We start from the raw sequence: 24,450 nt of genomic DNA, 5'->3' as shown, positions 1-24,450 counted from the left end.
AGGTGTCTCCTAGTTTCGTGTGATTTGATTGAATAACTTGGGCCAGTGTACTGCTGTATCCTAGGGCTTACATAAATGAATTTAAAAAGCAATAACTTTTTGGAAAATTTCATTTTTTTGTAATTTGGTCTTGTCACCAATTAATCAATTGGGTAATATGCCCATTTTTGTAAAGATGGAGTTAAATAAGAATGACAACAATAAATAAAGATACAGGTGATATTACTGGCTCAATCGCAAATAGCGTGACCCAATCTGTGCAAAAATATTTATCTGAACTGAAAGGCACGGAACCTGTTGATTTATATCAGTTCGTGTTGGAAGAAGTCGAAACACCACTATTCAAAGCTGTTATGGAACACTGCAAATACAATCAGTCCCGTGCAGCGATTATGTTGGGTATTAGCCGAGGTACTTTACGTACAAAATTAAGACGCTATTTCGACGACAAATATGTTGGTACACGCGACGAGTAAATGCCGATAACATAAAGCATGAAAAACCCCGAACTCGGGGTTTTTTTTTGCCTCGTATCACGGATATGTCCTGAGACAGTTGAATATGCAAACGGCAGTAAAGCGTGGATAAGGACGCCAATTTTCCCAAAATGGTTTGTTAAGAGCCTCTAAATAGGGAGTCAACTGAAATGCTTAACTTTTGTTGGGTCTCTTTTTGACGCGCTTCGATAATCTGATACCATTGGGCTAACCACTTGGGTGGTTTTTTGGGTAAGGGTAACGTGCAACGCGGAAAATGAAAAGGCAGTTGTTCGCCGACTTGGTATAATGGCATGTTATCCAACGATCGCGACAAAAAGTAATCGCCTTTATCATTGGTATGAATATACTTCCCTTCTTCTAAAATTTTGATCATTTGTTTAGCATCCAGAGAGTAGGGCTGGGAGTCAGCATCAATAAGTCGTTGCAAGCTAACGCCTTTGCCCGAATGTTGTGCTTCCCATAGACGATATAGCCATATTAAGGCATGGGTCATAGGGTCTAGTGCCTCACCTCGACGCCTAAGGTGAGACATGGATAATGCATAACTGATTTCCGCCCCAATTAAAGTAACCACCCATACCCAATAAATCCATATAAAAAATATCGGCACGATGGCAAACGCACCATACAGCAGTTGGTAGGTACTGTATCGTGATAAATACCAGGCAAAGCCTTGCTTGGCCGTTTCAAACAAAATCGCGGCAGTCAGGCCACCCCATAAACCATTGGCAATTTTAGTTTTGCAATTTGGGACAACGATGTATAAAAAGCTAAATCCCACAAAGGATAGAAGAAATGGTAAACCAGTCCATAGAAAGATTGGCGGTTTGTGTGCTTGGAGATAAGGCATACTAAGTACGTATGAACTAGCGACCATGCTCAAGCCTAGCAATACAGGAGAGAGTGATAGAATTGTCCAATAGAGTAAAAATGCAGACACCCCCCCTCTTGGGGAAGAGACTCGCCAGATCTGGTTCATTGCATTTTCAATGGTGACCAACAGTAAGATGGCAGTTATGACTAAAAAGGTAACACCGGTAGTTGATAATTGGCTAACTTGATTAGTAAATTGGGCCAAATACGTTTGCAGCGCTTTTCCTGTGGCCGGGACGAAGTTGGTAAAAATAAAATCTTGTATCGGCTCTCGAAAGGATTCAAACACGGGGAAAGTTGATAGGATGGATAAACCCACGGACATTAAAGGTACCAACGCAAGTAACGTGGTGAATGCTAGGGCTGACGCACGATAGGTGCAGTCATCTTCAAAAAAGTGATAAATCACAAAACGGATGAAGCGAGTGCTATCGGCAAATTTTTGTAAGACGATGTTATTAATGGTCATTGGATCAAATTTTTGTGATAATGCGTTGGTATAATTATCATACCTGTTTTGATTGAGAATGAAAATTTCTCAAGTATAATTCTTGAGAATCTTATGCCTTGGAGGTAGTACCATGAGCAAGCCTTATATACTTGTTTTGTATTATTCAAGATCGGGCTCTACCAAAGCGCTCGCTCAGTATGTTGCGAGAGGTGTTGCAAGTGTTGATGGGATAGAAGCGAGAATAAGAACCGTTCCCCCTGTCTCAACGACGTGCGAAGCAGTGGATCCGCCTATACCCGATGAAGGAGCTCCCTACGTCACTTTGAACGACCTTAAACAGTGTGCTGGTTTAGCGTTGGGGAGTCCTACCCGATTTGGCAACATGGCAGCCCCTTTAAAATACTTTGTCGACTCAACCTCGTCGCTTTGGATGTCTGGGGATTTAATCAATAAACCAGCCTGCTTTTTTACCTCAACAGCCTCCTTGCACGGCGGCCAAGAATCGACGCTGTTAAGTATGATGAACCCATTCATTCACCAAGGCATGATTGTTGTTGGCCTACCCTATAGCGAAGCGGCGCTAAATGAGACACAATCCGGAGGCACGCCTTATGGCCCGACACATGTGGCGGGTTCCGACAATAAAAAAACGTTTACTGAACATGAAATAACCTTAGCAAAGGCGATGGGTGAGCGAATTGCAAGTATTGCTTTAAAGTTAGCTAATTAGGAGTTGTGATGCGGGTGATGACATTTAATGCTAACGGGATTCGGTCTGCTGCCAAGAAAGGGTTTTACGACTGGTTTAGTCAGCAAGATATTGATCTATTATGTATTCAAGAAACGAAAGCACAGTTGGATCAAATAAACAGTGACCCGAGCTTTTTCCCACCAGGGTATGTTTGTCATTATGCCAGTGCTGAAAAAAAAGGGTATAGTGGCACTGCCCTCTATAGCCGTCAAAAGCCTCAAAAAATCATCGATACGGTTGAGTATGATATTTTCGATGAAGAAGGGCGCTATATCCAATTCGATTTTGATAAATTTTCAATTGTTTCATTGTATTTACCCTCGGGCACAAGTGGCGATCATCGGCAGTCGGTAAAAATGGCAACGCTTGATTTTTTTGCCACCCATTTGCAAGCACTAAAAAATGAAAAGCGTTCTTTAATCATTTGTGGTGATTTTAATATTGCCCACAAAGAAATTGATTTAAAAAACTGGAAAGCGAACCAAAAAAATTCTGGATTTTTGCCCGAAGAAAGAGCGTGGATGGATTATCTGTATCATACGCTAGGATTCGTCGATGCATTTCGGGTGGTGAATCAACAACCTGAGCAATATACATGGTGGACGTATCGTGCTGGTGCCTTTGCACGCAATGTTGGCTGGCGAATCGATTACCAAGTCATTACGCCAGATTTAGCGCACGATGTAAAACACGCATCGATATACCGTGAACAACAATTCTCGGATCATGCGCCCTTAACTATGGAATATCAAGGAGAATGGCATGCTGAATTTAGCTAGTTGGAATGTGAATTCGCTGAAAGTTCGTCTACCTCATGTCCTTGATTGGCTTGCAGATAAGCAAACTGACATTCTTGCTCTGCAAGAAACGAAGCTTATCGATGAAAACTTTCCACACGCTGTCATTGAAGAGAAAGGCTATTATGTTTGTTTTAGCGGACAAAAAACATACAATGGCGTTGCCATATTGAGCCGATTTCCGATGCATGATGTGGAAACAGATGTACCGGGTCTTATTGATCCACAACGGCGGATTTTAGCCGCTACCATTAACAATATACGGGTGATTAATTTATATGTACCCAATGGTGCGAGCCTTGATTCCGATAAATATAGCTATAAGCTCGATTGGTTAAAACATGTCTCGCAGTATGTCCACGATCAGTTAGAAAAATATGACTATCTCGCTGTTGTAGGCGACTTTAATATTGCGCCTTCCGATTTGGATGTTCATGATCCCAAAGAATGGGTCGAATGTGTCTTGGTGAGTCAGAAAGAAAGAGAGGCGTTTGCAAATTTGCTTAATATGGGGTTAGTGGATAGTTTCCGACATCAAAATCCGGATAGTCCCACATACAGCTGGTGGGATTACCGTGCTGCAAGTTTTCGGCGTAATCGAGGTCTTCGCATCGATCATATTCTAACTAGCCCACTTTTAACTGAAAAACTGAAGGAAACTGGCATCGATAAAGAACCTCGAAAATGGGAACAGCCCTCCGATCACGCGCCGGTATGGGCTAGTTTTAATTTTCCGTAGGTGGAAATGGACAATTCCTACAGTTCGCAAAAACAAAAGTTATCAATAATGCCCATAGCAGGTCTTTACTTTCTAGGGAGAGAAATTGTAAAGTAAGTAGGACGTCCTAGTTCCATCAATAACACTAGGTAGCAGGAGTATATTGATTTCTTTTAACTTTGACTGGCTGATTATCAGGTATGCAGATCTAATTGTTTAGCGAGTTGATTTTAACAAACCATTTAACATAGAGAATGATGGACAATATGAAAAAAATAATAGGGATTGCTCTTACTACTTGGGCGTTATCAGTTTCTGCCAACGTGATTCAGTTTTTATCTGGGCTAAGCTTTAATAATCCCGCGTTATTAACCCAAGTCAAGCAAAACGAGTTTGTTCTAGGAACAACGATTGTTGGTGTAAATGGAAAATTTAAAGGCAGTCAGTTAAATTTGATGACCTTTACGCCTGCTTTTGGCGAAAGCCGAACACATGCAACCAGTTTTGTTCCCTACGGTCGTGCTGCTCAACGAATCAATGATAAATGGGTTTTTAGCTTTGATGTCACTGAGCCGTTTAACTCAAATTTGCAATGGGATCGCTATGCGGTTACTCGCTACGCGGCGGTTGATACCATTTTGCATGATTTTGATTTCAGTCCGAAACTTGCCGTGCAATTTAATGATAAGTTACAGCTAGGCGCGGGTATCAATTTTAGTGTGCTATACAACCACCTTGCTAGTTGGGTCATGCCGACTCCAGGAGGCGATGCGCTATTAGCCAATTCGTCTTCAAGCGTGGGTTATGGATTTAATGCGGGATTAAATTATTTGATTACACCCATGAACCAGTTAGGATTTACCTATTATTCCCGTATTAGACAGCGTACTGAAGGGTATAGTCAACTTGGAATGGTCTATTCGGCGCCGATGCAATTTCATTTTAATTTCCCAGAAACGATGCTGTTAAGCTATTTGCATATTTTTAACCAAAAATGGCTGATGAATTTGCAATTAATCCGCACCAGCTGGAGCGCAAACCAAGTATTAACATTTAGTAACACAGCTTCTGTTATAAATACCTTTAATTTCCAGATGCAATTTAAAGATGCATACGCCGGCATGATTGTGATTCGTCATCAATTTAATGATAAGTGGGCAATGAGCTTATTTGGCATGGTCGATGATGGCCCTGAGCGTGATCATTTAAGACCGTTAAACTTCCCTTCGGATGTCCAGTACGTAGGTGCCGTGGGTGCAGAATATTTCTTTAGCAAAAACACCATGGTGCAAGTGTTAGCCGGTGGTCTTTATTCTAATACGATGCTTGGTAATACCATCACCATTCCTGGGGTGGGGACGCGTCCGTTTACGCAGGGTCGGGTTAAATTTGGCGCGCCGTTTGTTGATTTGCGCGTGAAGATCACAGCGTAGGACTGCGAAACATTTTTTTGATTTGTCTAATAATAGAACAAAAATTAAGTGTTTCTTAAGGAATTTCTGGTATAATAGCACTTTTGATTGAGTATTCCATTTTAAAGGGCTGGATTTAATGACTCAAAAAAAGCATTCCTTATCCGTATTTAGCTTGACGATGATTACGGTTGGCTCCGTTGATAGTATCCGTAATTTACCGGCAACGGCCTTGTTTGGAAGCCAATTGATTTTTTTCTTTGTGCTGGGTGCTTTATTTTTCTTAATCCCTACAGCACTTGTATCCGCAGAGCTATCGTCGAGTTGGTCTAAGCAGGGTGGTATCTATGCCTGGGTGAAGGCTGCTTTTGGACCAAAAGCAGGATTTATGGCCATCTGGCTACAATGGATTGAAAATGTGATCTGGTACCCGACCATCTTATCGTTTGTTGCGGGCACGGTTGGTTATTTAATTAATCCTCAACTCGTGAATAACCCGGTATTCCTAACCAGTGTCATCGTTGTTTCTTTTTGGGGAGCCACGTTATTAAATTGCAAAGGGATGCGATCTTCGGCAACGTTTAGCAACATTTGCGCGATTAGTGGCTTATTGTTACCGATGGCGTTGATTATTGGCTTAGGCGCGGTATGGATTGCAGGTGGCCATCCATTGCAAATCGAATTTAATACAGCAAGCCTTTCGCCACATTGGTCTGATAAATCCATGTGGGTTTCCTTGACTGCTGTGATGATGTCATTTTGTGGAATAGAAATTGCCACCGTCCATGCCAATGATGTTGATAATCCTCAAGCATCTTTCCCGAAAGCATTGACATACTCGGTTGCCATCATTTTGACAACACTGGTCCTTGGATCTCTAGCAATTGCTATTGTATTGCCCCATGATCAGATTAATTTAGTGGCTGGTATCATGCAGGCGTTTGATGCATTTTTTTCACAATATCACTTAAATCAAATTATGCCGCTTATTGCATTGATGTTAATTTTGGGCGGTCTTGGTAGTGTGAGTAATTGGATCATTGCACCTACTAAAGGATTGTTGTTAGCTGCGAAAGATGGCCACTTACCAGCTTATTTACAAAAGACCAATCGTCACAACGCCCCTGTTGCCCTATTAGTTGGCCAAGCAATGATTGTGACACTCCTCTCTGCCATGTTTTTATTAATGCCCAGTGTGAATGGTTCCTACTGGATATTAACGGCACTTGCAGCGATGTTATATATGCTGATGTATGTGATGATGTTTGCTGCCGCACTGAAATTACGGCTAAGCAATCCCGAAAAGCAAGGTAGTTTTCGTGTTCCGGGTGGAACTGTTGGTCTAGTGGCCGTGTCACTCATTGGATTAACCGGTTGTATCGCCACATTAATTGTCGGTTTTCTCCCACCCGCAGACATCAATGTTGGATCGACGTTACGTTATGAAATGACACTCAGTATCGGTTTGCTTCTCATGCTAGCAATACCATTGATCATTAGTGCACGTCGAGAAGCGCCAATGGTAGATTTGATTTCTGAAGTGTAAAATATACCCGTGATCATTCAAAATGCGAGGATCACGGGTATCGATCGGTTGCTTTAGTGAATGAATGACATTGGTCTATTATGATCCACACCACAAGACGAAAATTGACTGGTTATGACAAGCGATCCACTAATTAAGCAAATTGAAGATAGGCTACCCGAACTTGCCTGGAAAACCAGTTTGTTGCCTCATCGTATGAATTTGAGCACGTTGCCTAAAAGCTTATTTTACTTGTCTGTTGAAAATCACCCGTCTGATTGTGTCCATGAAATTAAACGTGACTTAAGACGGCTCCATGGATTAGCAAACCATAGCCAGGAATATCGTTATTTGGCAAAGCGTGTGCAACAAAAGATCGAAGTGTTGGTTAGGCTTTGCCAAATCCAGCTACAAAAGCAGAGTAAAAAAACGGTGTCTGCCCAATTGATGATGCGATTATGCCATCGAAAGCAGTGGATAGTTGAAATTGAAAAAGATATCGAGGAATTAAAAGAGCAATACACCCATCTTCAATCGCAATGGAAAGCATGTAACGACACACAAATCAAGCTGACGATGCAGGCGGATTTAGGTATGCTCGAAAAGAAAATTACCTTATTACAAGAAAAAATACAACGTACCGTATAGACAGTATTATCCGGTTTTAATATGACGGCCGCCTTGTCTTTTTAAAAGTTCCGAAAATTCATCCGCGCTCATCGGTTTACCAAGATAAAAGCCTTGCCCCATATCACATTGATAGAGGCGTAAGTAGCGAACATGGTCATTGTCCTCAATGCCTCCCGCCAGTACAGGCAGATTTAGGGTATGGCCCATGGCAACGATTGCTTTTACGATGGCTCCCTCGTTTTCTTCATCCTTGCAATCGAAAACAAATGATTTATCGATTTTTAACTTTGTCACTGGGAACTGTTTAAGGTAATTCAGACCGGAATATCCCGTACCAAAATTATCAATACTGACACCGATTTGCAACTGGCGAAGCTGGGTTAAGATATCAAACGTATGCTTTTTATTTTCCATAATGATATTTTCTGTCAGCTCTAGCTCGAGCAAATTAGGAGGGTAATTCAGCTTTTTAAGGATTTTTTTAATGATATTTACAAAATCATCCCGCTTGAACTGAATTGGCGAAATATTGACTGACATGGTGATTGGTTTTAAGCCCTGTGTTTGCCACTGCAGATTTTGACGACAGGCTTCTTCAATAACCCAATTTCCAATGTCATTGAATAGGCCTGATTGTTCAGCAATACGAAGAAACTCGCTGGGGTATAACAGGCCATCTCGTGGGTGTTGCCAACGAATTAAACTCTCACAACCAATGATTTCTAAGGTGCTTAGATCAATGAACGGTTGATATACCAATGTAAACTGACCTTTTTTAAGCGCGTTCCGTAAATCCATTTGATAGGAGAGTGTTTTTTGAGCATAAGCCCGAATCGAATCGTCAAATAATTTAATACTATTTTTACCTTGGCTTTTGGCAGCATACATTGCCATGTCGGCATGTTTTAATAGCGTGCTTGAATCCGTCCCATCATAAGGATAAATGCACACGCCAATACTGGTTGTTGCGACAACTTCATGGTCGGAAAAATAAATGGGCTTGGTTACTTCTTCTAATAAATGATGAGCCATATTAATAATATTGGCTTTGTCGTTGGCAAAAAATAAAATAACAAATTCATCACCACCGATTCGGGCAACCGTATCACTTTTTCGGATGCATTTCTTTAAACGCTTTGCAATGGTTTTAAGGATTAGGTCGCCATTGTCATGCCCTAGATTATCATTAATCATTTTGAAATTATCAATGTCTAAAAACATGACAATTAAATTACTGTGAAACCTATCGGCATAGAGCATGCCTTTGCCAATTCTATCCAAGAGTAATGAGCGATTGGGTAAATCCGTTAAGGTATCGTGGCTTGCTTGATAGGCAAGCTGATATTCCATTTTTTTGCGAATACTCATATCGCTAAAGCTCCATACCCGTCCATTAATTTCTTCACGGACAATATGGGGTTGTGAATACCATTCAAATATGCGGCCATCATTTAAGGTAAATTCACCGTTATTGATGAGATCGGGTTGTTCATTGATTTGACTCATCATGGCGAGAAAGTCACTTGGCTGAGCCACTTTCGTTTCAACAAGGTGGAAGAAAAAACCCGTTCTTCCTTCTTCAACTATATCCTCTGAAATAGACCACATGTCGATAAATTTTTGGTTAACATATTCAATTTGGCCAAGATTATCGACCACTAATATTCCATCTGCTGTCGATTCCAATGTCGATTTAGTGATAGCTAAATACTTTTCGAGTTCACTGGTTCTTTCTTCGACGCGCTTTTCTAAAATTTGGTTTAAACTATCTAAGTCGATATTTTGAAAGCGTAACCTGGCTGATTCTCTTAAGCTATAATTTGCAAGGTAGCAGCATAATACCATGACTCCGAAATAGACAATGGAACATAGACCCAGGTAAAAGAAGATACCGCCTTGGGTGAAAAACCAATAGGCTAAGGGTATAAACGCCGGGGTTAAAAAGGACAAATAGACGGATATGATTGGGTTAAAAAATGGATTCGCTCCTGCCGTCATGCCCAAAATAATTCCCACAATATAGATTTGCAATGGCGATATTTCCGCCGGGAGCATGGATAGGGCAACGAATCCCCACGCCACTCCCGAAAAAAAAGTGCCAATACCATACAAAAATACCCACATGCGGGTGTTGACGAATGACCGTTTAAATTGATAAAGGGTGACCACCAAGGCCCAATAAAAAGAGACACTAAGTAAATACCCAAACCAAATTGTCAGTGTGGAGGATGGTTGCACACTTCGATAACCAATGACAAATAGTGTCGCAACTAAAAGCTGTGCAATAATGGCATAAGGAAGCTGTTTAAATAAAAGACGACAAAGTTCGTTGGTCACTTTATTGGTGATCGCACGGGTGTTATTGACTTTAATGTCAGCGCTATTAATAGTATTTTGCATGCGAGATTCTTGCTTGACACTTAATCCATTTCGTTCACTTTGTAATTATAGACTATAAAGGTGGTTATATTATATCTATAGTTGATAAAAATAATAAAATATATATAATTATTGCCCACGTATTTATTGGTTGTTTGTATTATTATGCTATTTTCATCTGAACAGAAAATCCTCCTTTCTAAATTAGAGTTTACACCAGAGCAAATTAATGGTGAGTTGTCGGAATTAGATAAAGAAGGGCTTTGTAAAGCGTTAAACACGAAAAAAAGACAAATTTCTCTGAAATATCATCCGGATAAGAACAAGGGTGATAAGACATCCACAACAAAATATTTAGAGGCAATTGAAGCTTATATGCAATTGATCAATATGGAGGGGATTCAGCCTAGTATTTTTGACACGCTTGCGCCAATTGATTTTGAAATACCATTGGATTGCATCGATTTTCGCATGGAAGAGCAAATTGATGCGCATTTTGAAAAAATATTAGCAGAATTTCTATCCCTTCCGGATGAAGAAGATAAGCAGCGTTTCGTTAGACAACATCAGTCGTTTTTACAGTTTGTTAATTGGCTAAATAAGAATCGTTCTATAATTGATCATAATCGTGTTGAAGCATTTCGCCAAGTAATCGAATCTCCATCGCTATATAGTTCAATCTATCTTAAGTGGAATGAGTTGATCATCAAGCTATTTGCCGAAGAAAATTTAGATGATATTACCTACCGAGAAGCCATTGTATTTGGGCATTACAGTCATATTCTGGCAACTAGGAAACTCCTATCGCCAATAAAGTGGCTGAGCTTATTGGTTTGCGGCTTATACAATGCTGTGACAACGGCCATGCTACATAATGTCAATAAATTATTTCGCAGCATGCATCAAGATGTGCTTGCAATATCCTCTTCTTGGCATCGGGTGTTTCCATTATTGCTAAAAATTGCTGGGTTTATCGCCTTGATAACTGTTCCAATGCTGTTCATGCCATGGTCCTATGCAATGATATTGCTTTCTCTGCCCTTATTGACCAGGGTGCTTTTTTTTCTAGCCAATCCAATCAACCAAATTATCAGACCGGTTTCTGATTATTTCAATATCTCATCTCTCTATGTTGGCATTGCTGCGGCAATATTAGGAATATTCAGCTGTTTGGCTATGACAATGCTTGCAACATTTACCTCAGTAATAACAATCTTAGTGACGTTGTCAGTTGTATTGACTATTCTTGACCAAATTGCAACATTGGTGCTCGCAAAAAATCTATACGACATATCACCTAGTTTAGGATGTCTGTTCGGCGGTATTGTGGGCTTATCCATGGTAATCGATTTATTGAGAGGCGCTAACATACTTCCACCTGCAGTTGAAACACTCCCTGACGCTTTATTGGTATTCCTTTCAAGCCTGAGCAATTTGGGTGTGGATACATTAGCTTGTATTTCCTTAATCAATTTAAAGGAAATACAAAGTGAATTGTTTTCAACGTTACCTTATCCTCAGCAGAAGGCTCCCGATTGTGTTAAACAAGTTGTGAACGATGCCGCAAAACAAGCATTATGGTCTCACTCATTGTTTAATACCTGTGAAAATGCTGAAGTCCAAAATGGTCAGAAACCGTTGCCATCAGGAAATGACAAGGGTTTTTCGGGTCAACATCAGCAAGGCAATGATTATTCTGGTGACCAATTGCTTCTGGCTTAGGTTGTATACCCAATTAGCAGTTTGACGTTGATTGGGTATAAATCAGGCATGAAGCGTGTTTATCGAAGCCCTGTAGAAATGACTCGGAATGTCAATTCAGCGACAAAATTGATAATAAACTAAAGGCTCTGAACAACTTTGTGAGCATTTTTTGCTGCAAGCGCTTTGCGATTGATGTGCTTTTATCACGCCGAGTGATTGCCAGCGATGCAAAATTGGTTCAAGCGCTGAGTAGTCGATGATAAAGTGCCGGCATATTTGTTGGCTACTGACTTGACCGTGCTTTTGAATATAATCACGAACTTGTAACAACATAATGCTCTCCTTTTGCCTGATTTTTCCTTGATTTTATTCGCATCCAGTTGATATATAGAGCAATCATAGCAAACATCGCGCAAACCCAAGCTATTGATGACTCAGGATGTTTCGCGATGGTTGCGAGTTGATAAAAGACAACGGCAACAGCATAAGCCAGGACAAATGACCAGGTAATGGAAAACCACATCCAGGCACGGCTAGCTTCTTGACGAACGGCTGCCATGGTTGATACGCATGGAACATAAAGTAATACAAATAGCAGATAGGCATAGGCACCCACAGCACCATCAAACCGTTTCGCCATTTCGCCATAAGCAACCTGGGAAACCTCATTATCCGGTGCGCTGGCAAGGATTGGGTTGGCGATAGCCTGGGCTAAGGAAGATAAATTATCAATCACAGAATAAACTGCCTCTTTTAATGACGCCCATAAATTAAAGTCAGGACCACCCAGATGGGCAACATTTCCCATCTGGGCATACAAGGCGTTTAATGTACCGACAACGACTTCTTTTGCCAATGTTCCACTGATAAGTCCCACCGTTGCTGGCCAGTTCTCAGGTTGAATGCCCATGGGTGAAAAAAGGGGTGTCAGCCATTGGGCAAACCAGGACAAAATCGATTGACGACTCGCATCACCAACAATAATCTGCCCATCAATGGACAGCGCATTTAATCCGCCGAGGATGACACAGATAGGAATAATTAATCGCCCAGCCCTTTTGATAAAGAACATTAATCGAATTTTCATTTGTTTGAGTAAGCTAATTAAGGTGGGTCGATGGTAGGTAGGGAGTTCCAAAATTAAGGGAGAAGCAGTGCCTTTCAAATGGGTTTTCCGTAACAATAATCCCGTCAGAACCGCCATAATAATGCCTAAAAGGTATAATGAAAAAACAACATTTTGACCACCCGTCGGAAAGAAAGCCGCGACAAAGACGGCATATATTGCAAGCCGTGCGCTACAGGACATAAATGGGCTCATGAGGATGGTTAATAAGCGATCTCGTTCATTATCCAATGTTCTGGCGGCCATAATCGCAGGAACATTGCATCCAAACCCAACAATCATTGGCACAAACGATTTTCCTGGCAGGCCAAGAAAGCGCATAAGTCTATCGACGACAAATGCGGCTCTTGCCATATAGCCAGAGCTTTCAAGGGCGGCAAGAAAGAAAAACATGGCAGCAATAACGGGTATAAAGGTAACGGTCGTATTGATGCCTTTGCCAGCACCATTGGCCAATAAAGCAATTAACCATAGCGGTGAGTGAAGCTGCTGTAACACCCAAGCGGTACCGTCGACAAAAATTGCCTCACTGGCGATATCAAAAAAAGATTGAAAAGCGCCGCCGATATTGATAGCAAATAAAAACATGACATACATGACGGCCAAAAAGATTGGGAAAGCTAACCATTTATTGAGGACAAATTTGTCGAGGCGTGCAGTTAATTGGTTACTAGCATCTGCCGGTCTTGATTGGACAGACTGCGTGATTTTGTGAACAATTGTGTAGCGTTGGTCGGCAGCTATTAAGTCAAGGTCTTGCTTTTTGAGAACATCCACTTGGTCAAATTGGCTTAGCCATTGATGATCGCCTTCCACTGCCCGACAAGCCATAAAGTTACTTTGAGCTGTTGAATACCCATTCCCCGCGAAATAGTGCTTTAATTGAATTAAAGCCTGTTGGATGGTGTCAGGCCAATGAATGGTTAGATAGGACTTCTCATTGCCAGGGTTGATTAATTGTTGTTTTAAGGCATCAATCCCGACATGTTTGTGCGCTTGAATAGGTACGACGGGACAACCTAATTGTGTTGCAAGTGCTTTTTCATCAATGTTGATTCGTTGTTGCTTGGCTAAATCGGTCATGTTCAGGGCAACGATGATGGGCTTCTCCAACTCTAATAGTTGACTGGTTAAATATAAATGTCGCTCAAGATGGCAAGCATCAACCACGTTAATAATGAAATCGGCTTGCAGTTCGATGATGGCTTTGGCAGCAATCTGTGCGTCTTGACTGCTTCCATCATTAGGGGCAGACAAAGAATAGATACCGGGTAGGTCGGTGATTGTGATTGATTGATTGGCAACGACAAAGGTGCCTTCTTTTTTATCAACGGTTACCCCTGGCCAATTTCCAATGCGTTGATTTTGCCCCGTCAGGGTATTGAACAACGTTGTTTTTCCGCAATTGGGATTGCCAACTAAAAGCCCTTTCATTCAATTCGCTCCCACTGTAATTCATTGACTTCATCTAAGCGTAAGCTGATGGTTGTGTGACGTATATTGACCTGAATAGGACAGCCAAGCGGTGCCTTGCGTACGACAGTTATGACAGCGCCAGGGGTTAGTCCCATCGAAAGCAATCGTTGACGATACGCAGGAGAAATATTGGAAAAACTAGTTAAACGAGCACACTCGCCATCGTGGAACTCACGCAACGTCGGCATTCTTTCTCCTCATTAATACAACACCCATTATAGCATGAAACGATATTAATAATCATTCTCATTTAATCTTTTTTAACAACCACATCGTTGTACCAGACATTGTTTTAAAAGCCCCGCCATTGCGAGTTTTGCGAAGCAATCTAGTTCGATCTCTGAACAAAAATCTGTTCTGGATTGCTTCACTACGTTCGCAAAGACGGCCATTTTATAAAATAGCCGGAACAATGCAACCCCATCCATTACATACCATTTTCCATGCTGGTTATCGCTTCTTCCTCAGAAATGAGAGAGCTAAGATCCCGTAAAAAACCAAGCTTTTGGCTGTTGAAATGCGATGGGTCGGTATGTGATTTGTCCTTAGTCACCGATAAAGATGATTGAAGGTGACTTTCCAACGCCGACATGCCCAGTTTCGATAAATGCTGTGATGATTGGACAACGAGGTCCTCAGTTTTTGCGCCATCCTCGCTTGCAACAGGGATGTTAAATTTATGGCAAGATTCTTGCCAGCTTGGGGTTGCACTGTAGTGATAGTCCCATAACGCAGCTAAATAAAACATCGGGGAAAAAAGCAAATATAAAATTCGTGTCGGTACGTCATTATCATGACTGTGTCCTTCCGCTTCTTTCAGATGTGTTTTGAGTAACCCTGCATTGGATTGGGTATGGTGTTTATCTTTACCAAAACCAAGAAAATAGTGAGCATCCTCAAATCCTTCGCATATTAAGCCAACGAGGAATGATAAAATTTGGGGGACGCCGGGCAGTCTATCGGATGTCAGTGCAATGCTAATTAAGTGACCAAAAAATAGGAGAATTCTTAAGGGGGTGAATATCAGTTTAAGAATCAAGCGGGCAGGGTTGAATCTTTGCCACAGTGTTTCATTGGTAATGAGCTGATTAAACGCATCAGCAAATCTTTGGGTGAATGGCGTTGTCGGCGGATAATCAAGCATATCATCGACCATCTCAAATGATTCTGCCGTATTTTGAAAATTAAAGAATAATGCGGCGAGGCCATTGGTCACTGGAAATACCATCAATAACGACGAAGGAATTTTGGCCATCCACCGAAATAATGGTGGCGTGTTTTTAATCACAGTCCACCAAGTCCCTGCTGTGCATATCGTGAGCGCCAGTGCCAGGGCGAAAAGCAGCATGGCTACCACGCTAACTAACACGGAGCGAATAGACGGTTTATCGATTAAATTACGTTTAAATTTGTTAAGCCATTGTTGAAACGTCTCATTATCAATCATGTCCGTGATAGCGTTAAAAGTAAGTAACGAATAAGCGACGCCAGCAACTAAAGATGCTGCAGTAATGCTAAGGGTTAGTATTAAAGGGGACGCAACCATGAACAATGGCATGGAAGACAATGCTCCCAGCAAGAGATACGTGGTGCCAAACGACATACTAACGCCTGCCACGCCAGCAAATATCGCAGTTAAATAATAATAAAATTGGCGTTTCTTTGCTTTTTCTAACCATTCCGATTGGTGATGGTTTTTTAACCAGGAAACCAGTTCTTTTTCATAAGTATTGGCAGGTGTCTTTTTTTCAAAAAGCAACAACGCAAACCACTTTTCCATTTTACGAAGTGATTTATTCAACGCTTTTTTGCGTTGACTGTCTTCAAAGTTTAGAAGGCCTTTATGCTTGTACTTATCCATTAATATAAGCATCTTCATATAATCTTGAAAAAACAAAGGAGCCGTCTTTCCGGGTTCACTCGGCGCATACTCCGACAAGTATTGCCTTGCTAACTTACGATGCATGAAATTCCCTTTGAAACCGAGCTTATCTAGGGCTCCTTTGATATTTCGTTGGTAAATCTCCCCTTCATAGGCAACGGAAAAACAAAAAAATACACTGGCTACAGGGACAATCGGCCATAATGCCATGGCACCCGTAAAGCTAAGAAAGCCAAGAATCAAACTAGCACCGATGGTTAATGACCCAACAAGGAGGTAATAAGGTATTTTTTTTGTCTTCATTGTTTTAGTTAATATCAAATTGACAGAAGATGAAATTTACAATAAATGAGAATCATTATCAATACTGCCGGCGAAAAATAAAATATGATTTATAATTAATGTATAAAACACAGGACGTTTCAATTATGTTCGGAAAGAACAAAGACAAAAACATAATGGCGGTTTGGCTGGTGGTTATTAGCATTTTTTTTGTAGCCATGTCGGTCAGTCTTTATTTGCTATTCCCCAATGCACGCGTTTTACTCGCATTAATCTATTTTTTGATTTTCTTTAGCATGGTCATATTGGTCATTGGCTATTTTTACAATCAAGTGAAACAAGTTAATCTTGACAGAAAAATTCTCGCGTCATTTCCAGAAACAAATTCTGACCCTGTCATCGCGATCACCACCGAGGGCGATATTTTGTATGCAAATTCTGCTGCTTATCGTACCTGCCAAACGTTTTTTGGAACTGATGATATCTCAGTATTAATTCCCCAAGTTGTCAAAAACCGTTTACCCATGAAAGAAAATATTATCCAAGTGCGTTATCAATTTAACAAAGTGGCATTTGAGTACAATTTGAGTTGGTTACCTCAATTTAATCGCTACCATGGCTATTTGCAGGAAATTTCACACCGCATGGGATATGAAAAGCAATTGTTTAATTTGGCTTATTTTGATCCCATTACCCAATTGCCAAATCGCGCCATGTTTGAAAAGAAACTAGATGAGCTATTTATCAATACAAAATCCAACCCTTCCGCTTTAGCTTTAGTCGATATTGATCATCTCCAGCGTATCATCTCAATCACGGGACATAAAGCGGCTGACGAAGGAATTAAGCATATATGCCACCGTTGGGATGAACAGTTGCAAGCGACGTTCGACGAACAAGCGCCGACAATTTACCGGTTGGGGGGCGGCTATTTTGCGGTGTTATTTAATGGGAATACCGAGCATAGCTTTAACCAGGTGCATAAATGGCTCCATGATATTCAGAAAATATTGAACAAACCAATTGAAATTGCCAACCATATATTTTATCTGACTTGTTGCATCGGTATAGTGTTTACAGACGAGTTGCATGAAAAAACACAGCACAATTTGATCCGATTTGCCGACCTTGCCCTGATGGAAGCAAAAAGTAGAGGGGATAATTCGATGTTCATGTTTGAACCGAAAATTGAAAAAGAGCAGCATCGGCGTATTATTATCGAACATGAGCTTCGCCAAGCAATTATTAATCATGACTTCATTTTACATTATCAAGGAAAATATCATCTAAAAAATAATTGCTTGGTTGGTTGCGAAGCGCTTTTGCGCTGGGAAGATGGTGATAATTTAATGATGCCTGATTCATTCATTGACATCGCTGAGCATAGCGGCTTAATTATCCAATTAACCCCTTGGCTGATTGAACAAGCCTGTTTGCATGCCCAATCGTTGTTTCAAAAATTTGGTGAATATATTTCCGTGGCAATTAATCTGTCAACACAACAATTTTTATCATACAATTTAGTGGATACCTTTCAACATTATTTACAACAATACAAACTGCCAGGAAAAGCCTTATGCATTGAAATCACGGAAACCTCAGCACTTAAAAATTTTGACACCGCCATCAAGCAATTAAATATCTTAAATACAATGGGCATTATTATCGCCCTCGATGATTTTGGCACAGGGTTTTCATCGCTAGGCTATTTGCAACGGTTACCCATTCAATTACTAAAAATCGATAGGCGTTTTATTTCAGGACTCGATAAAGATCAACATAATCAAATGTTAGTCAGAGCCATCATCACACTCGCGCATCAATTTGGCATCGAGGTTGTAGCCGAAGGGGTTGAGAGTGAAGCAGAAAAAGAATGCTTAATCGAGATGGGGTGTGACCAAGTTCAAGGCTACTTATACAATAAACCCATGTCATCCACCAAATTCATCCAATCGCTCGAACAGCGCCAATTTGGGACTTAGTGTGCTTCATCCCAGTTTTGCCCTGAACCAATGGATACGACCAGTGGCACAGATAATTCAACGGTGTGCTCCATGTGCTGGCGAATTTCCTTTTTCGCTTTCTCTAAGCTATCGATTGATACTTCAAAAACCAATTCGTCATGCACTTGCATGATCATTGACGCATAAGAGGGGCTTTGCGTTTGTTGCCAATTGGCAATGGAGAGCATGGCTTTTTTGATAATATCCGCTGCAGTGCCTTGCATGGGGGCGTTGATGGCAGTCCTTTCGGCTGCTTTGCGGCGCATGCCATTTCGGCTGTTGATTTCGGGTAAATACAAGCGTCGCCCAAAGATTGTTTCGACATAGCCTAGGTCATGCGCTTTGGCTCTTGTTTCATCCATGTAACGTTTGACGCCAGGATATCGCTTAAAATAGGTTTCAATATAGTGTTGCGCTTCTTGTCGGTCAACATCAATTTGTCTGGCTAAACCAAAAGATGACATGCCATAGATTAAACCAAAATTCACCGCTTTTGCTTTGCGCCGGTGATCCGATGTGACTTGGTCAAGTGGTATATGAAAGATTTCACTGGCAGTGGCTGCGTGGATGTCCCACCCTTGCTTAAAGGCATTTAATAAACTCTCATCTTTGGACAAATGTGCCATGATGCGTAATTCAATCTGGGAATAATCGGCAGCAACCAAAAGTTTGCCTGGCGGGGCAATGAATGCTTGACGAATTGCACGGCCTTCTTCGCTGCGAACGGGGATATTTTGTAAATTGGGTTCACTCGACGATAAGCGGCCCGTTGCAGTCACCGCTTGGTTATAGGAAGTATGGACGCGATGGGTTTTTGGGTTAACCCGTTTGGGGAGCGCGTCAATATAAGTGGATACTAACTTAGATAAACTTCGATAGGCTAGAATGACTGCAGGTAGCCGATACTCATGGCCGAGCTCTTGCAGTACGGATTCAGCGGTAGACGCTTGGCCTTTGGGTGTTTTGCTGATGATGGGTAATTTTAGTTCATCAAATAAAATTTCTTGCAATTGCTTAGGTGAGTTTAAATTAAAAGGATGGCCGGCTAATTCGACAGCTTCTACTTCAAGTGCTTCGATTTGTTTTTTTAGGCGATGGCCTTGCTTTTCAAGCACATCTAAGTCAATGGAAACCCCTTTTCGTTCCATTTCAGCGAGTACGGTTAATAGAGGCATTTCAATATCAAGCAACACCGATTTCAATTTGTCGTCTAATTTTGCACTTAATACCTGATGCAATTGCAAGGTGATATCCGCATCTTCTGCTGCATAGGGGGCGGCTTTGTCCACAGAAATTTGGTCAAAACGCAGTTGTTTTACCCCTTTTCCAGCAATGTCTTCAAAGCTGATTGTTTTATGGCCAAGGTATTTTAACGATAAACTATCCATATCATGGCGCGATGCACTACTGTCAATGATATAGGACTCGAGCATCGTGTCATAAGCAATACCTTGAAGGGTGATGTCATAATTTTTCATCACGTTGTAATCGTACTTGAGATTTTGTCCCACCTTTTTAATGGTTTTATCCTCAAGGATTGGTTTTAGGGCGGCTAATACGTCATCTCGATTCAGTTGAGGTTGATAATCAATATGGGCTAGAGGAATATAAAAAGCCTCCCCGGTTTGAATAGCGAAGGACATGCCGACTAATTCCGCATTAATCGCGGCTAAATCCGTTGTTTCTGTGTCAAATGAGAACAAGTTGGCGTGTTGTAGACGAGTTAACAAGCTATCAAAAGCGGTTTTATCATGGATGATATGATAGTTAGCGTTTTGAGAAATGGTTTCTTCCGAAGCATTATCTGCCTGTTGTTCGAGCATGGATTTAAGCCATGTTTTAAATTCAAATTCTTTGAGCATTTCTATGAGCTTTGCTTCATCGGCTTGGCCAGGCGTCAGATCATCTATGTCAAAAGGTAAATTAACATCGCATTTGATGGTCACTAGCTGCTTTGACAAAGGTAGCTTGGGAATGCTTTCTCGCAAGTATTCGCCAATTTTGCCACCAATCTCATCGGCATGTGCGATTAAATTATCCAAGCTTTCATATTCTCCTAGCCACTTAGCAGCGGTTTTAGGACCGCATTTAGGGACGCCGGGTATATTATCAACGTTATCGCCTACCAACGTTAGATAATCAATCATTTGATTGGCTTTGACGCCAAATTTTTCAATCACACCTGCCTCATCAAGCATTTTATCGGTCATTGTATTGATAAGTGTCACTTGATGATTCACTAACTGAGCAATGTCTTTATCCCCGGTGGAGATGACCACATTAATTCCTTTTGATTTTGCTTGGGATGCCAATGTCCCTATGACATCATCGGCTTCAACGCCCGGTTCCATGATTAATGGTAACCCCATCGCACTTAGCAAATCGTATAAAGGTTGAAACTGGCTGGATAATTCGTCCGGCATAGGGGGGCGATTGGCTTTATATTGTGGATAGAGATCATCGCGAAAGGTCTTTCCTTTTGCATCAAATATGACAGCAATTTTTTCGGGTTGATAATCTTTAATCAACCGTTTCACCATATTGGCGACCCCATAAATTGCCCCTGTGGGTTGGCCTTTTGAGTTTGTCAGTGGTGGTAACGCATGAAAGGCACGAAAAAAATAAGACGATCCATCGACTAAAATCAAAGGGCTTGACGCCATGGCTAAACCTCCGTTTGCTCCATTGCCTGGGCGAGTTTTTTCAGTTGTTCTTCGAGTTGTTCGATTTTTTTCCGCATTGCTGGAATGCGTTTATTTTCCATTTCTTGATTAATGAATTTATCTTTAGGTCGTGCAGGATTACCAAGATAGACTTGATTCGCTTTGAGAATTTTATTCGGAGCAACGCCTGTGCGGGCACCTAAGGTGACGCCATCTTCAATGGTAACGTGGTCACTGACACCGACATTGGCAGCAAAGACAACATTATTGCCTGTGTTACAGCTGCCTGCTATCCCAGTAAAAGCACATAAAATATTGTTTTTTCCAAGTTTAACGGAGTGAGCAACCTGTACTAAATTATCAATTTTGCTTCCTTGTCCGATGACGGTCGCGCCTAAGGTAGCTCGATCAATCACGGTGTTAGCGCCAATTTCAACATGGTCTTCAATGACAACATGACCAACGTGCGGGATTTTCTCGTGCTTACCCTCATGAAAACGATAGCCAAACCCATCACAGCCAATAACACTGGATGCATGGACAATGACTTCATTGTGCAATCGACACTGATTATATATGGTGACATGGGGATGAATGACGCAATGATTACCTAATACGACTTGTTGCCCTATGGATGCGTGGGCGTGAATAATACATTTATCGCCAATAACTGACCCAGAACCAATTGTAACATAGGGACCAATGTGCACAAGCTTGCCGATACTGACATTATCAGCTATGACAGCCGTGGGATGGATGCCTGGCTCTTCTTCTAAGGTCGGATAAACGTAGGCAATGATCTGAGTAAAAGCATGAAATGGATCAGAAACTTGTATGCAAGGTTTGATGGAAGATTGACAATTATTATTGACTAGGATGGCCGCTGCTTCAGACTTTTCCACTAAGGCAACGGCGTTTGCATCTTTAGCGTAGACCAACGTATTCACTTGAATTTCATCAAGCGGTGATATGCCCAACAATTCAGTGGTCGCATCACCAATAACCGTTCCTCCTAAATATTCTGCTAATTGTGCTAACGTTATGGCCATATGTTTTCTCAGGTATAAAGTATAAATCAGGCGATTATACCGGATTTTTATTTATATTTGTATTAGGGCGTGTCCTCATCCCATTTAAATCCAGTACTATCACTGGAAAAATCGCTGTAAAATGAGTGCCGCATTCGCCCCTCCGAAGGCAAAGTGGTTGGATAAGGCAATGTCTATCTGTTTATGTCTTGCTTGATGGGGAATGTAGTCAAGGTCGCATTGCTCATCCGGGTTATCAAGATTTATCGTTGGCGGTAGGATGCCATTTTCGATGGCCAAACACGTTGTGATAATTTCTAAGACGCCTGCGGCTCCTATGGCATGACCTGTCATACTTTTCTGCGCTGTAATGGGAATTTGGTAGGCTCGATTCCCAAACACATGCTTGATTGTTTGTGTTTCTGTCAGGTCATTTAATTTGGTAGCAGTCCCATGCGCGTTTATATATTGGATGTCGTTGGGGCTAACTCTTGCTTGGTTTAAGGCGGCTTCGATGGCGGCTGCTTGTCCTTCCGATTTGGGTGCGGTAATGTGATGTGCATCACAACTCTGACCAAAGCCAATGATTTCAGCATAAATATGCGCGCCCCTGGCGCGAGCTTGCTCCAACTCCTCTAATATCATAACGCCAGCACCATCTGCTATCACCATCCCGTCCCGATTCGCATCAAAAGGGCGGCAGCTTTTTTGAGGATGTTCATTTTGGGTAGACATCACCTTTAAACGACACCATGCGCCTAAAACACTGGCCCAAAGGAGTGATTCAGAACCCCCACAGATAGCGGTACTGATTTTACCCCGTTGAATATTCTCAAAGCCAACACCAATTGCTTCAGCGGAAGAAATACAGGCATTGGATAGGGTCATGTTTGGACCCCGGATATCATATAACATGGCAAGATGGTTGGTTATTGAGTTGGGCATTCCTTTTATGACAGACATGGGTGGAATTTTTTTCCAGCCATGAAGAAAGTAGTCTTTGAAACCGGATTCGATTTCGGGCGTGCCACCCCAGCCGGTACCCATATATATACCCGCCGATTGACGAATCGATGTATCCAATTTGGCTTGTTGCAATGCCTGTTCCAAGCAATAAATGGCATATTGTGCAACCCGAGTAAATCGTTGGCGCTTTTCAATGTGGGGCAATTGTTCATCCGTAAGGGGGCCTATTTCACCGCCGATACGTGTCGGGTAATTTGAAACATCAATTTGGGTTAAATGCTTAATGCCAGATTGTCCTGATATAGCTGCTTGCCAAAAGGATGGAATATCCTGTCCAATGGATGATAAAATGCCCATGCCTGTCACGACGACACGTTTATGCATGCTTCCCTCTTTCTTCTTAAATATTCCTAAAATAGTGCATAAAACGCTAACTTCTTTGATATGAATCGTTTTTTGCGTTTTAAGTAAATCCTTAACGCTTAATCTTGAGCGTTGATGCTAGGGTAGCGGGAAAGGGGCGGTGATGCAAGCAATAATCAATATTAACAGGCGCATGGGACAAAAAAAACTCTGTACCGGACAATTTCTTAAAAGCACTGTCGTTGCGAGCTTTGCGAAGCAATCCAGTTCGATCTCCGAACAGAAATCTGTTCTGCATTACTTCACTACGTTCGCAAAGACGGCTTTTTTTTAGGAGTTGTCCGGTACAAAGTAAAAAACCTGATCGAGGACACACCTAGCATTTATTCTTGAGCATGTTTAACGCTATACCAATCACTGTGTCCTGGCGCAAACGCATTTTGGTGAATTTGGAATAAACGTCGAATTCGATTCTGCTTAACCATTTTGGGCCAGCAATAATCTTCGGTAAACGGTTTATTATAACGATCGAATACTTCGGCAAATTTTAAACGCATAGCATCAGAATCGGTCCATACAACGGCAGATATATCTGGATAGACTGACCAAATACAGTCAAGTAAGGCTGGGCCATTGCAATAAATGCCATCCCCAGCTTGCAAGTCACCATCTAAAACTACCCAATCAGGCTGCCTGGTTTCGATGGCGGAGAGTGCAGCTTGAGAATTATGAACGATGGAGATGCTCACGTCAGCGTTTACTAAGCTTAGCAATCTACTTAAACAGTAGGCTCCAAATGCATTATCATCAACGATTAAAATATTCATAAAACTCCCTCGATATTTGTTGGCAGTATATCGAAGAAACCTTAACAAAAGCTTAAGAATTCGGAATAAAAAGAGCTCAATTTTTATCAAAAAG

Annotated in this window: 19 protein-coding genes; 9 read left to right on the top strand and 10 right to left on the bottom strand. The window is 41.4% G+C overall.

The window, feature by feature from the left end:
• Positions 1 to 191: 191 nt before the first annotated feature.
• Positions 192 to 476: a helix-turn-helix domain-containing protein gene (locus AB3348_RS10205; RefSeq protein ID WP_367607512.1), complete on the top strand. Its 285-nt coding sequence runs from the start codon at positions 192 to 194 to the stop codon at positions 474 to 476.
• A 139-nt stretch (positions 477 to 615) separates the two neighbouring features.
• On the opposite strand, the gene AB3348_RS10200 is transcribed toward AB3348_RS10205, so the two are convergent.
• Positions 616 to 1,842, bottom strand: a complete 1,227-nt coding sequence (locus AB3348_RS10200) for a YihY family inner membrane protein (protein WP_367607511.1) — start codon at positions 1,840 to 1,842, stop codon at positions 616 to 618.
• 112 nt (positions 1,843 to 1,954) lie between these two features.
• Between AB3348_RS10200 and wrbA the strand changes: the two genes are divergently transcribed.
• The 6 genes from wrbA to AB3348_RS10170 all read left to right on the top strand — a co-directional run bounded on the left by wrbA (position 1,955) and on the right by AB3348_RS10170 (position 7,675).
• Positions 1,955 to 2,554, top strand: a complete 600-nt coding sequence (wrbA, locus tag AB3348_RS10195) for an NAD(P)H:quinone oxidoreductase (RefSeq protein ID WP_367607510.1) — start codon at positions 1,955 to 1,957, stop codon at positions 2,552 to 2,554.
• 8 nt (positions 2,555 to 2,562) lie between these two features.
• A complete protein-coding gene (locus AB3348_RS10190; RefSeq protein ID WP_367607509.1) occupies positions 2,563 to 3,354 on the top strand; it encodes an exodeoxyribonuclease III in 792 nt (263 codons plus the stop codon).
• Complete coding sequence (gene xth, locus AB3348_RS10185) at positions 3,338 to 4,111, top strand: exodeoxyribonuclease III (protein WP_367607508.1); 774 nt, start codon at positions 3,338 to 3,340, stop codon at positions 4,109 to 4,111. The genes AB3348_RS10190 and xth overlap by 17 nt, the downstream gene beginning before the upstream one ends.
• 245 nt (positions 4,112 to 4,356) lie before the next feature.
• Complete coding sequence (locus AB3348_RS10180; RefSeq protein WP_367607507.1) at positions 4,357 to 5,523, top strand: OmpP1/FadL family transporter; 1,167 nt, start codon at positions 4,357 to 4,359, stop codon at positions 5,521 to 5,523.
• A 118-nt stretch (positions 5,524 to 5,641) separates the two neighbouring features.
• Positions 5,642 to 7,048, top strand: coding sequence for an APC family permease (locus AB3348_RS10175; RefSeq protein ID WP_367607506.1), 1,407 nt, complete (start codon positions 5,642 to 5,644; stop codon positions 7,046 to 7,048).
• Positions 7,049 to 7,162: 114 nt separating this feature from the next.
• Positions 7,163 to 7,675, top strand: a complete 513-nt coding sequence (locus tag AB3348_RS10170; RefSeq protein ID WP_367607505.1) for a hypothetical protein — start codon at positions 7,163 to 7,165, stop codon at positions 7,673 to 7,675.
• 6 nt (positions 7,676 to 7,681) lie between these two features.
• On the opposite strand, the gene AB3348_RS10165 is transcribed toward AB3348_RS10170, so the two are convergent.
• Positions 7,682 to 10,057: a putative bifunctional diguanylate cyclase/phosphodiesterase gene (locus AB3348_RS10165; RefSeq protein WP_367607504.1), complete on the bottom strand. Its 2,376-nt coding sequence runs from the start codon at positions 10,055 to 10,057 to the stop codon at positions 7,682 to 7,684.
• A gap of 144 nt (positions 10,058 to 10,201) precedes the next feature.
• On the opposite strand from AB3348_RS10165, the gene AB3348_RS10160 reads away from it, so the two are divergent.
• A complete protein-coding gene (locus AB3348_RS10160; protein ID WP_367607503.1) occupies positions 10,202 to 11,758 on the top strand; it encodes a hypothetical protein in 1,557 nt (518 codons plus the stop codon).
• 96 nt (positions 11,759 to 11,854) lie between these two features.
• Here the strand turns inward: AB3348_RS10160 and AB3348_RS10155 are convergent, their stop codons facing one another.
• The 4 genes from AB3348_RS10155 to AB3348_RS10140 all read right to left on the bottom strand — a co-directional run bounded on the left by AB3348_RS10155 (position 11,855) and on the right by AB3348_RS10140 (position 16,527).
• On the bottom strand, positions 11,855 to 12,073 hold the full coding sequence (locus AB3348_RS10155; protein ID WP_367607502.1) for a FeoC-like transcriptional regulator: 219 nt from the start codon (positions 12,071 to 12,073) through the stop codon (positions 11,855 to 11,857).
• A complete protein-coding gene (gene feoB, locus AB3348_RS10150; RefSeq protein WP_367607501.1) occupies positions 12,054 to 14,300 on the bottom strand; it encodes a Fe(2+) transporter permease subunit FeoB in 2,247 nt (748 codons plus the stop codon). The genes AB3348_RS10155 and feoB overlap by 20 nt, the downstream gene beginning before the upstream one ends.
• On the bottom strand, positions 14,297 to 14,530 hold the full coding sequence (locus tag AB3348_RS10145) for a ferrous iron transport protein A (RefSeq protein ID WP_367607500.1): 234 nt from the start codon (positions 14,528 to 14,530) through the stop codon (positions 14,297 to 14,299). Before AB3348_RS10145 ends, feoB begins: the two co-directional genes overlap by 4 nt.
• A 239-nt stretch (positions 14,531 to 14,769) precedes the next feature.
• Positions 14,770 to 16,527, bottom strand: coding sequence for a hypothetical protein (locus tag AB3348_RS10140; RefSeq protein WP_367607499.1), 1,758 nt, complete (start codon positions 16,525 to 16,527; stop codon positions 14,770 to 14,772).
• 125 nt (positions 16,528 to 16,652) lie between these two features.
• On the opposite strand from AB3348_RS10140, the gene AB3348_RS10135 reads away from it, so the two are divergent.
• Positions 16,653 to 18,488, top strand: coding sequence for a putative bifunctional diguanylate cyclase/phosphodiesterase (locus tag AB3348_RS10135; protein WP_367607498.1), 1,836 nt, complete (start codon positions 16,653 to 16,655; stop codon positions 18,486 to 18,488).
• On the opposite strand, the gene polA is transcribed toward AB3348_RS10135, so the two are convergent.
• From polA to AB3348_RS10115, 4 genes are all read right to left on the bottom strand, one after another.
• A complete protein-coding gene (polA, locus tag AB3348_RS10130) occupies positions 18,485 to 21,172 on the bottom strand; it encodes a DNA polymerase I (RefSeq protein ID WP_367607497.1) in 2,688 nt (895 codons plus the stop codon). The genes AB3348_RS10135 and polA overlap by 4 nt on opposite strands.
• Before the next feature lie 2 nt (positions 21,173 to 21,174).
• Positions 21,175 to 22,221: a UDP-3-O-(3-hydroxymyristoyl)glucosamine N-acyltransferase gene (gene lpxD / locus AB3348_RS10125; protein WP_367607496.1), complete on the bottom strand. Its 1,047-nt coding sequence runs from the start codon at positions 22,219 to 22,221 to the stop codon at positions 21,175 to 21,177.
• Between the two features lie 99 nt (positions 22,222 to 22,320).
• Positions 22,321 to 23,550 carry a beta-ketoacyl synthase gene (locus tag AB3348_RS10120; protein ID WP_367607495.1) on the bottom strand — a complete coding sequence of 410 codons (1,230 nt, stop codon included), beginning with the start codon at positions 23,548 to 23,550 and terminating at the stop codon, positions 22,321 to 22,323.
• A gap of 362 nt (positions 23,551 to 23,912) precedes the next feature.
• Positions 23,913 to 24,356 (bottom strand): response regulator, encoded by a 444-nt coding sequence (locus tag AB3348_RS10115; RefSeq protein WP_367607494.1) that lies wholly within the window; start codon positions 24,354 to 24,356, stop codon positions 23,913 to 23,915.
• Positions 24,357 to 24,450: the final 94 nt, after the last annotated feature.

The organism is Legionella sp. W05-934-2, from assembly GCF_964199965.1.
In the GTDB taxonomy this organism is placed as follows: Bacteria; Pseudomonadota; Gammaproteobacteria; order Legionellales; family Legionellaceae; genus JAFIFT01.
The sequence above is the reverse complement of the archived record's forward strand: the minus strand, read 5'-3'. Positions and strand labels throughout refer to the sequence as shown.

What these genes read in the sequence shown, in the direction of transcription:
- AB3348_RS10140 (WP_367607499.1), bottom strand. Translation starts at nt 16,527, where the DNA reads ATGAAGACAAAAAAAATACCTTATTACCTCCTTGTTGGGTCATTAACC.
- lpxD (WP_367607496.1), bottom strand. Translation starts at nt 22,221, where the DNA reads ATGGCCATAACGTTAGCACAATTAGCAGAATATTTAGGAGGAACGGTT.
- AB3348_RS10200 (WP_367607511.1), bottom strand. Translation starts at nt 1,842, where the DNA reads ATGACCATTAATAACATCGTCTTACAAAAATTTGCCGATAGCACTCGC.
- AB3348_RS10205 (WP_367607512.1), top strand. Translation starts at nt 192, where the DNA reads ATGACAACAATAAATAAAGATACAGGTGATATTACTGGCTCAATCGCA.
- feoB (WP_367607501.1), bottom strand. Translation starts at nt 14,300, where the DNA reads ATGAAAGGGCTTTTAGTTGGCAATCCCAATTGCGGAAAAACAACGTTG.
- polA (WP_367607497.1), bottom strand. Translation starts at nt 21,172, where the DNA reads ATGGCGTCAAGCCCTTTGATTTTAGTCGATGGATCGTCTTATTTTTTT.
- AB3348_RS10165 (WP_367607504.1), bottom strand. Translation starts at nt 10,057, where the DNA reads ATGCAAAATACTATTAATAGCGCTGACATTAAAGTCAATAACACCCGT.
- AB3348_RS10180 (WP_367607507.1), top strand. Translation starts at nt 4,357, where the DNA reads ATGAAAAAAATAATAGGGATTGCTCTTACTACTTGGGCGTTATCAGTT.
- xth (WP_367607508.1), top strand. Translation starts at nt 3,338, where the DNA reads ATGCTGAATTTAGCTAGTTGGAATGTGAATTCGCTGAAAGTTCGTCTA.
- AB3348_RS10170 (WP_367607505.1), top strand. Translation starts at nt 7,163, where the DNA reads ATGACAAGCGATCCACTAATTAAGCAAATTGAAGATAGGCTACCCGAA.
- AB3348_RS10115 (WP_367607494.1), bottom strand. Translation starts at nt 24,356, where the DNA reads ATGAATATTTTAATCGTTGATGATAATGCATTTGGAGCCTACTGTTTA.
- AB3348_RS10160 (WP_367607503.1), top strand. Translation starts at nt 10,202, where the DNA reads ATGCTATTTTCATCTGAACAGAAAATCCTCCTTTCTAAATTAGAGTTT.
- wrbA (WP_367607510.1), top strand. Translation starts at nt 1,955, where the DNA reads ATGAGCAAGCCTTATATACTTGTTTTGTATTATTCAAGATCGGGCTCT.
- AB3348_RS10120 (WP_367607495.1), bottom strand. Translation starts at nt 23,550, where the DNA reads ATGCATAAACGTGTCGTCGTGACAGGCATGGGCATTTTATCATCCATT.
- AB3348_RS10155 (WP_367607502.1), bottom strand. Translation starts at nt 12,073, where the DNA reads ATGTTGTTACAAGTTCGTGATTATATTCAAAAGCACGGTCAAGTCAGT.
- AB3348_RS10175 (WP_367607506.1), top strand. Translation starts at nt 5,642, where the DNA reads ATGACTCAAAAAAAGCATTCCTTATCCGTATTTAGCTTGACGATGATT.
- AB3348_RS10190 (WP_367607509.1), top strand. Translation starts at nt 2,563, where the DNA reads ATGCGGGTGATGACATTTAATGCTAACGGGATTCGGTCTGCTGCCAAG.
- AB3348_RS10135 (WP_367607498.1), top strand. Translation starts at nt 16,653, where the DNA reads ATGTTCGGAAAGAACAAAGACAAAAACATAATGGCGGTTTGGCTGGTG.
- AB3348_RS10145 (WP_367607500.1), bottom strand. Translation starts at nt 14,530, where the DNA reads ATGCCGACGTTGCGTGAGTTCCACGATGGCGAGTGTGCTCGTTTAACT.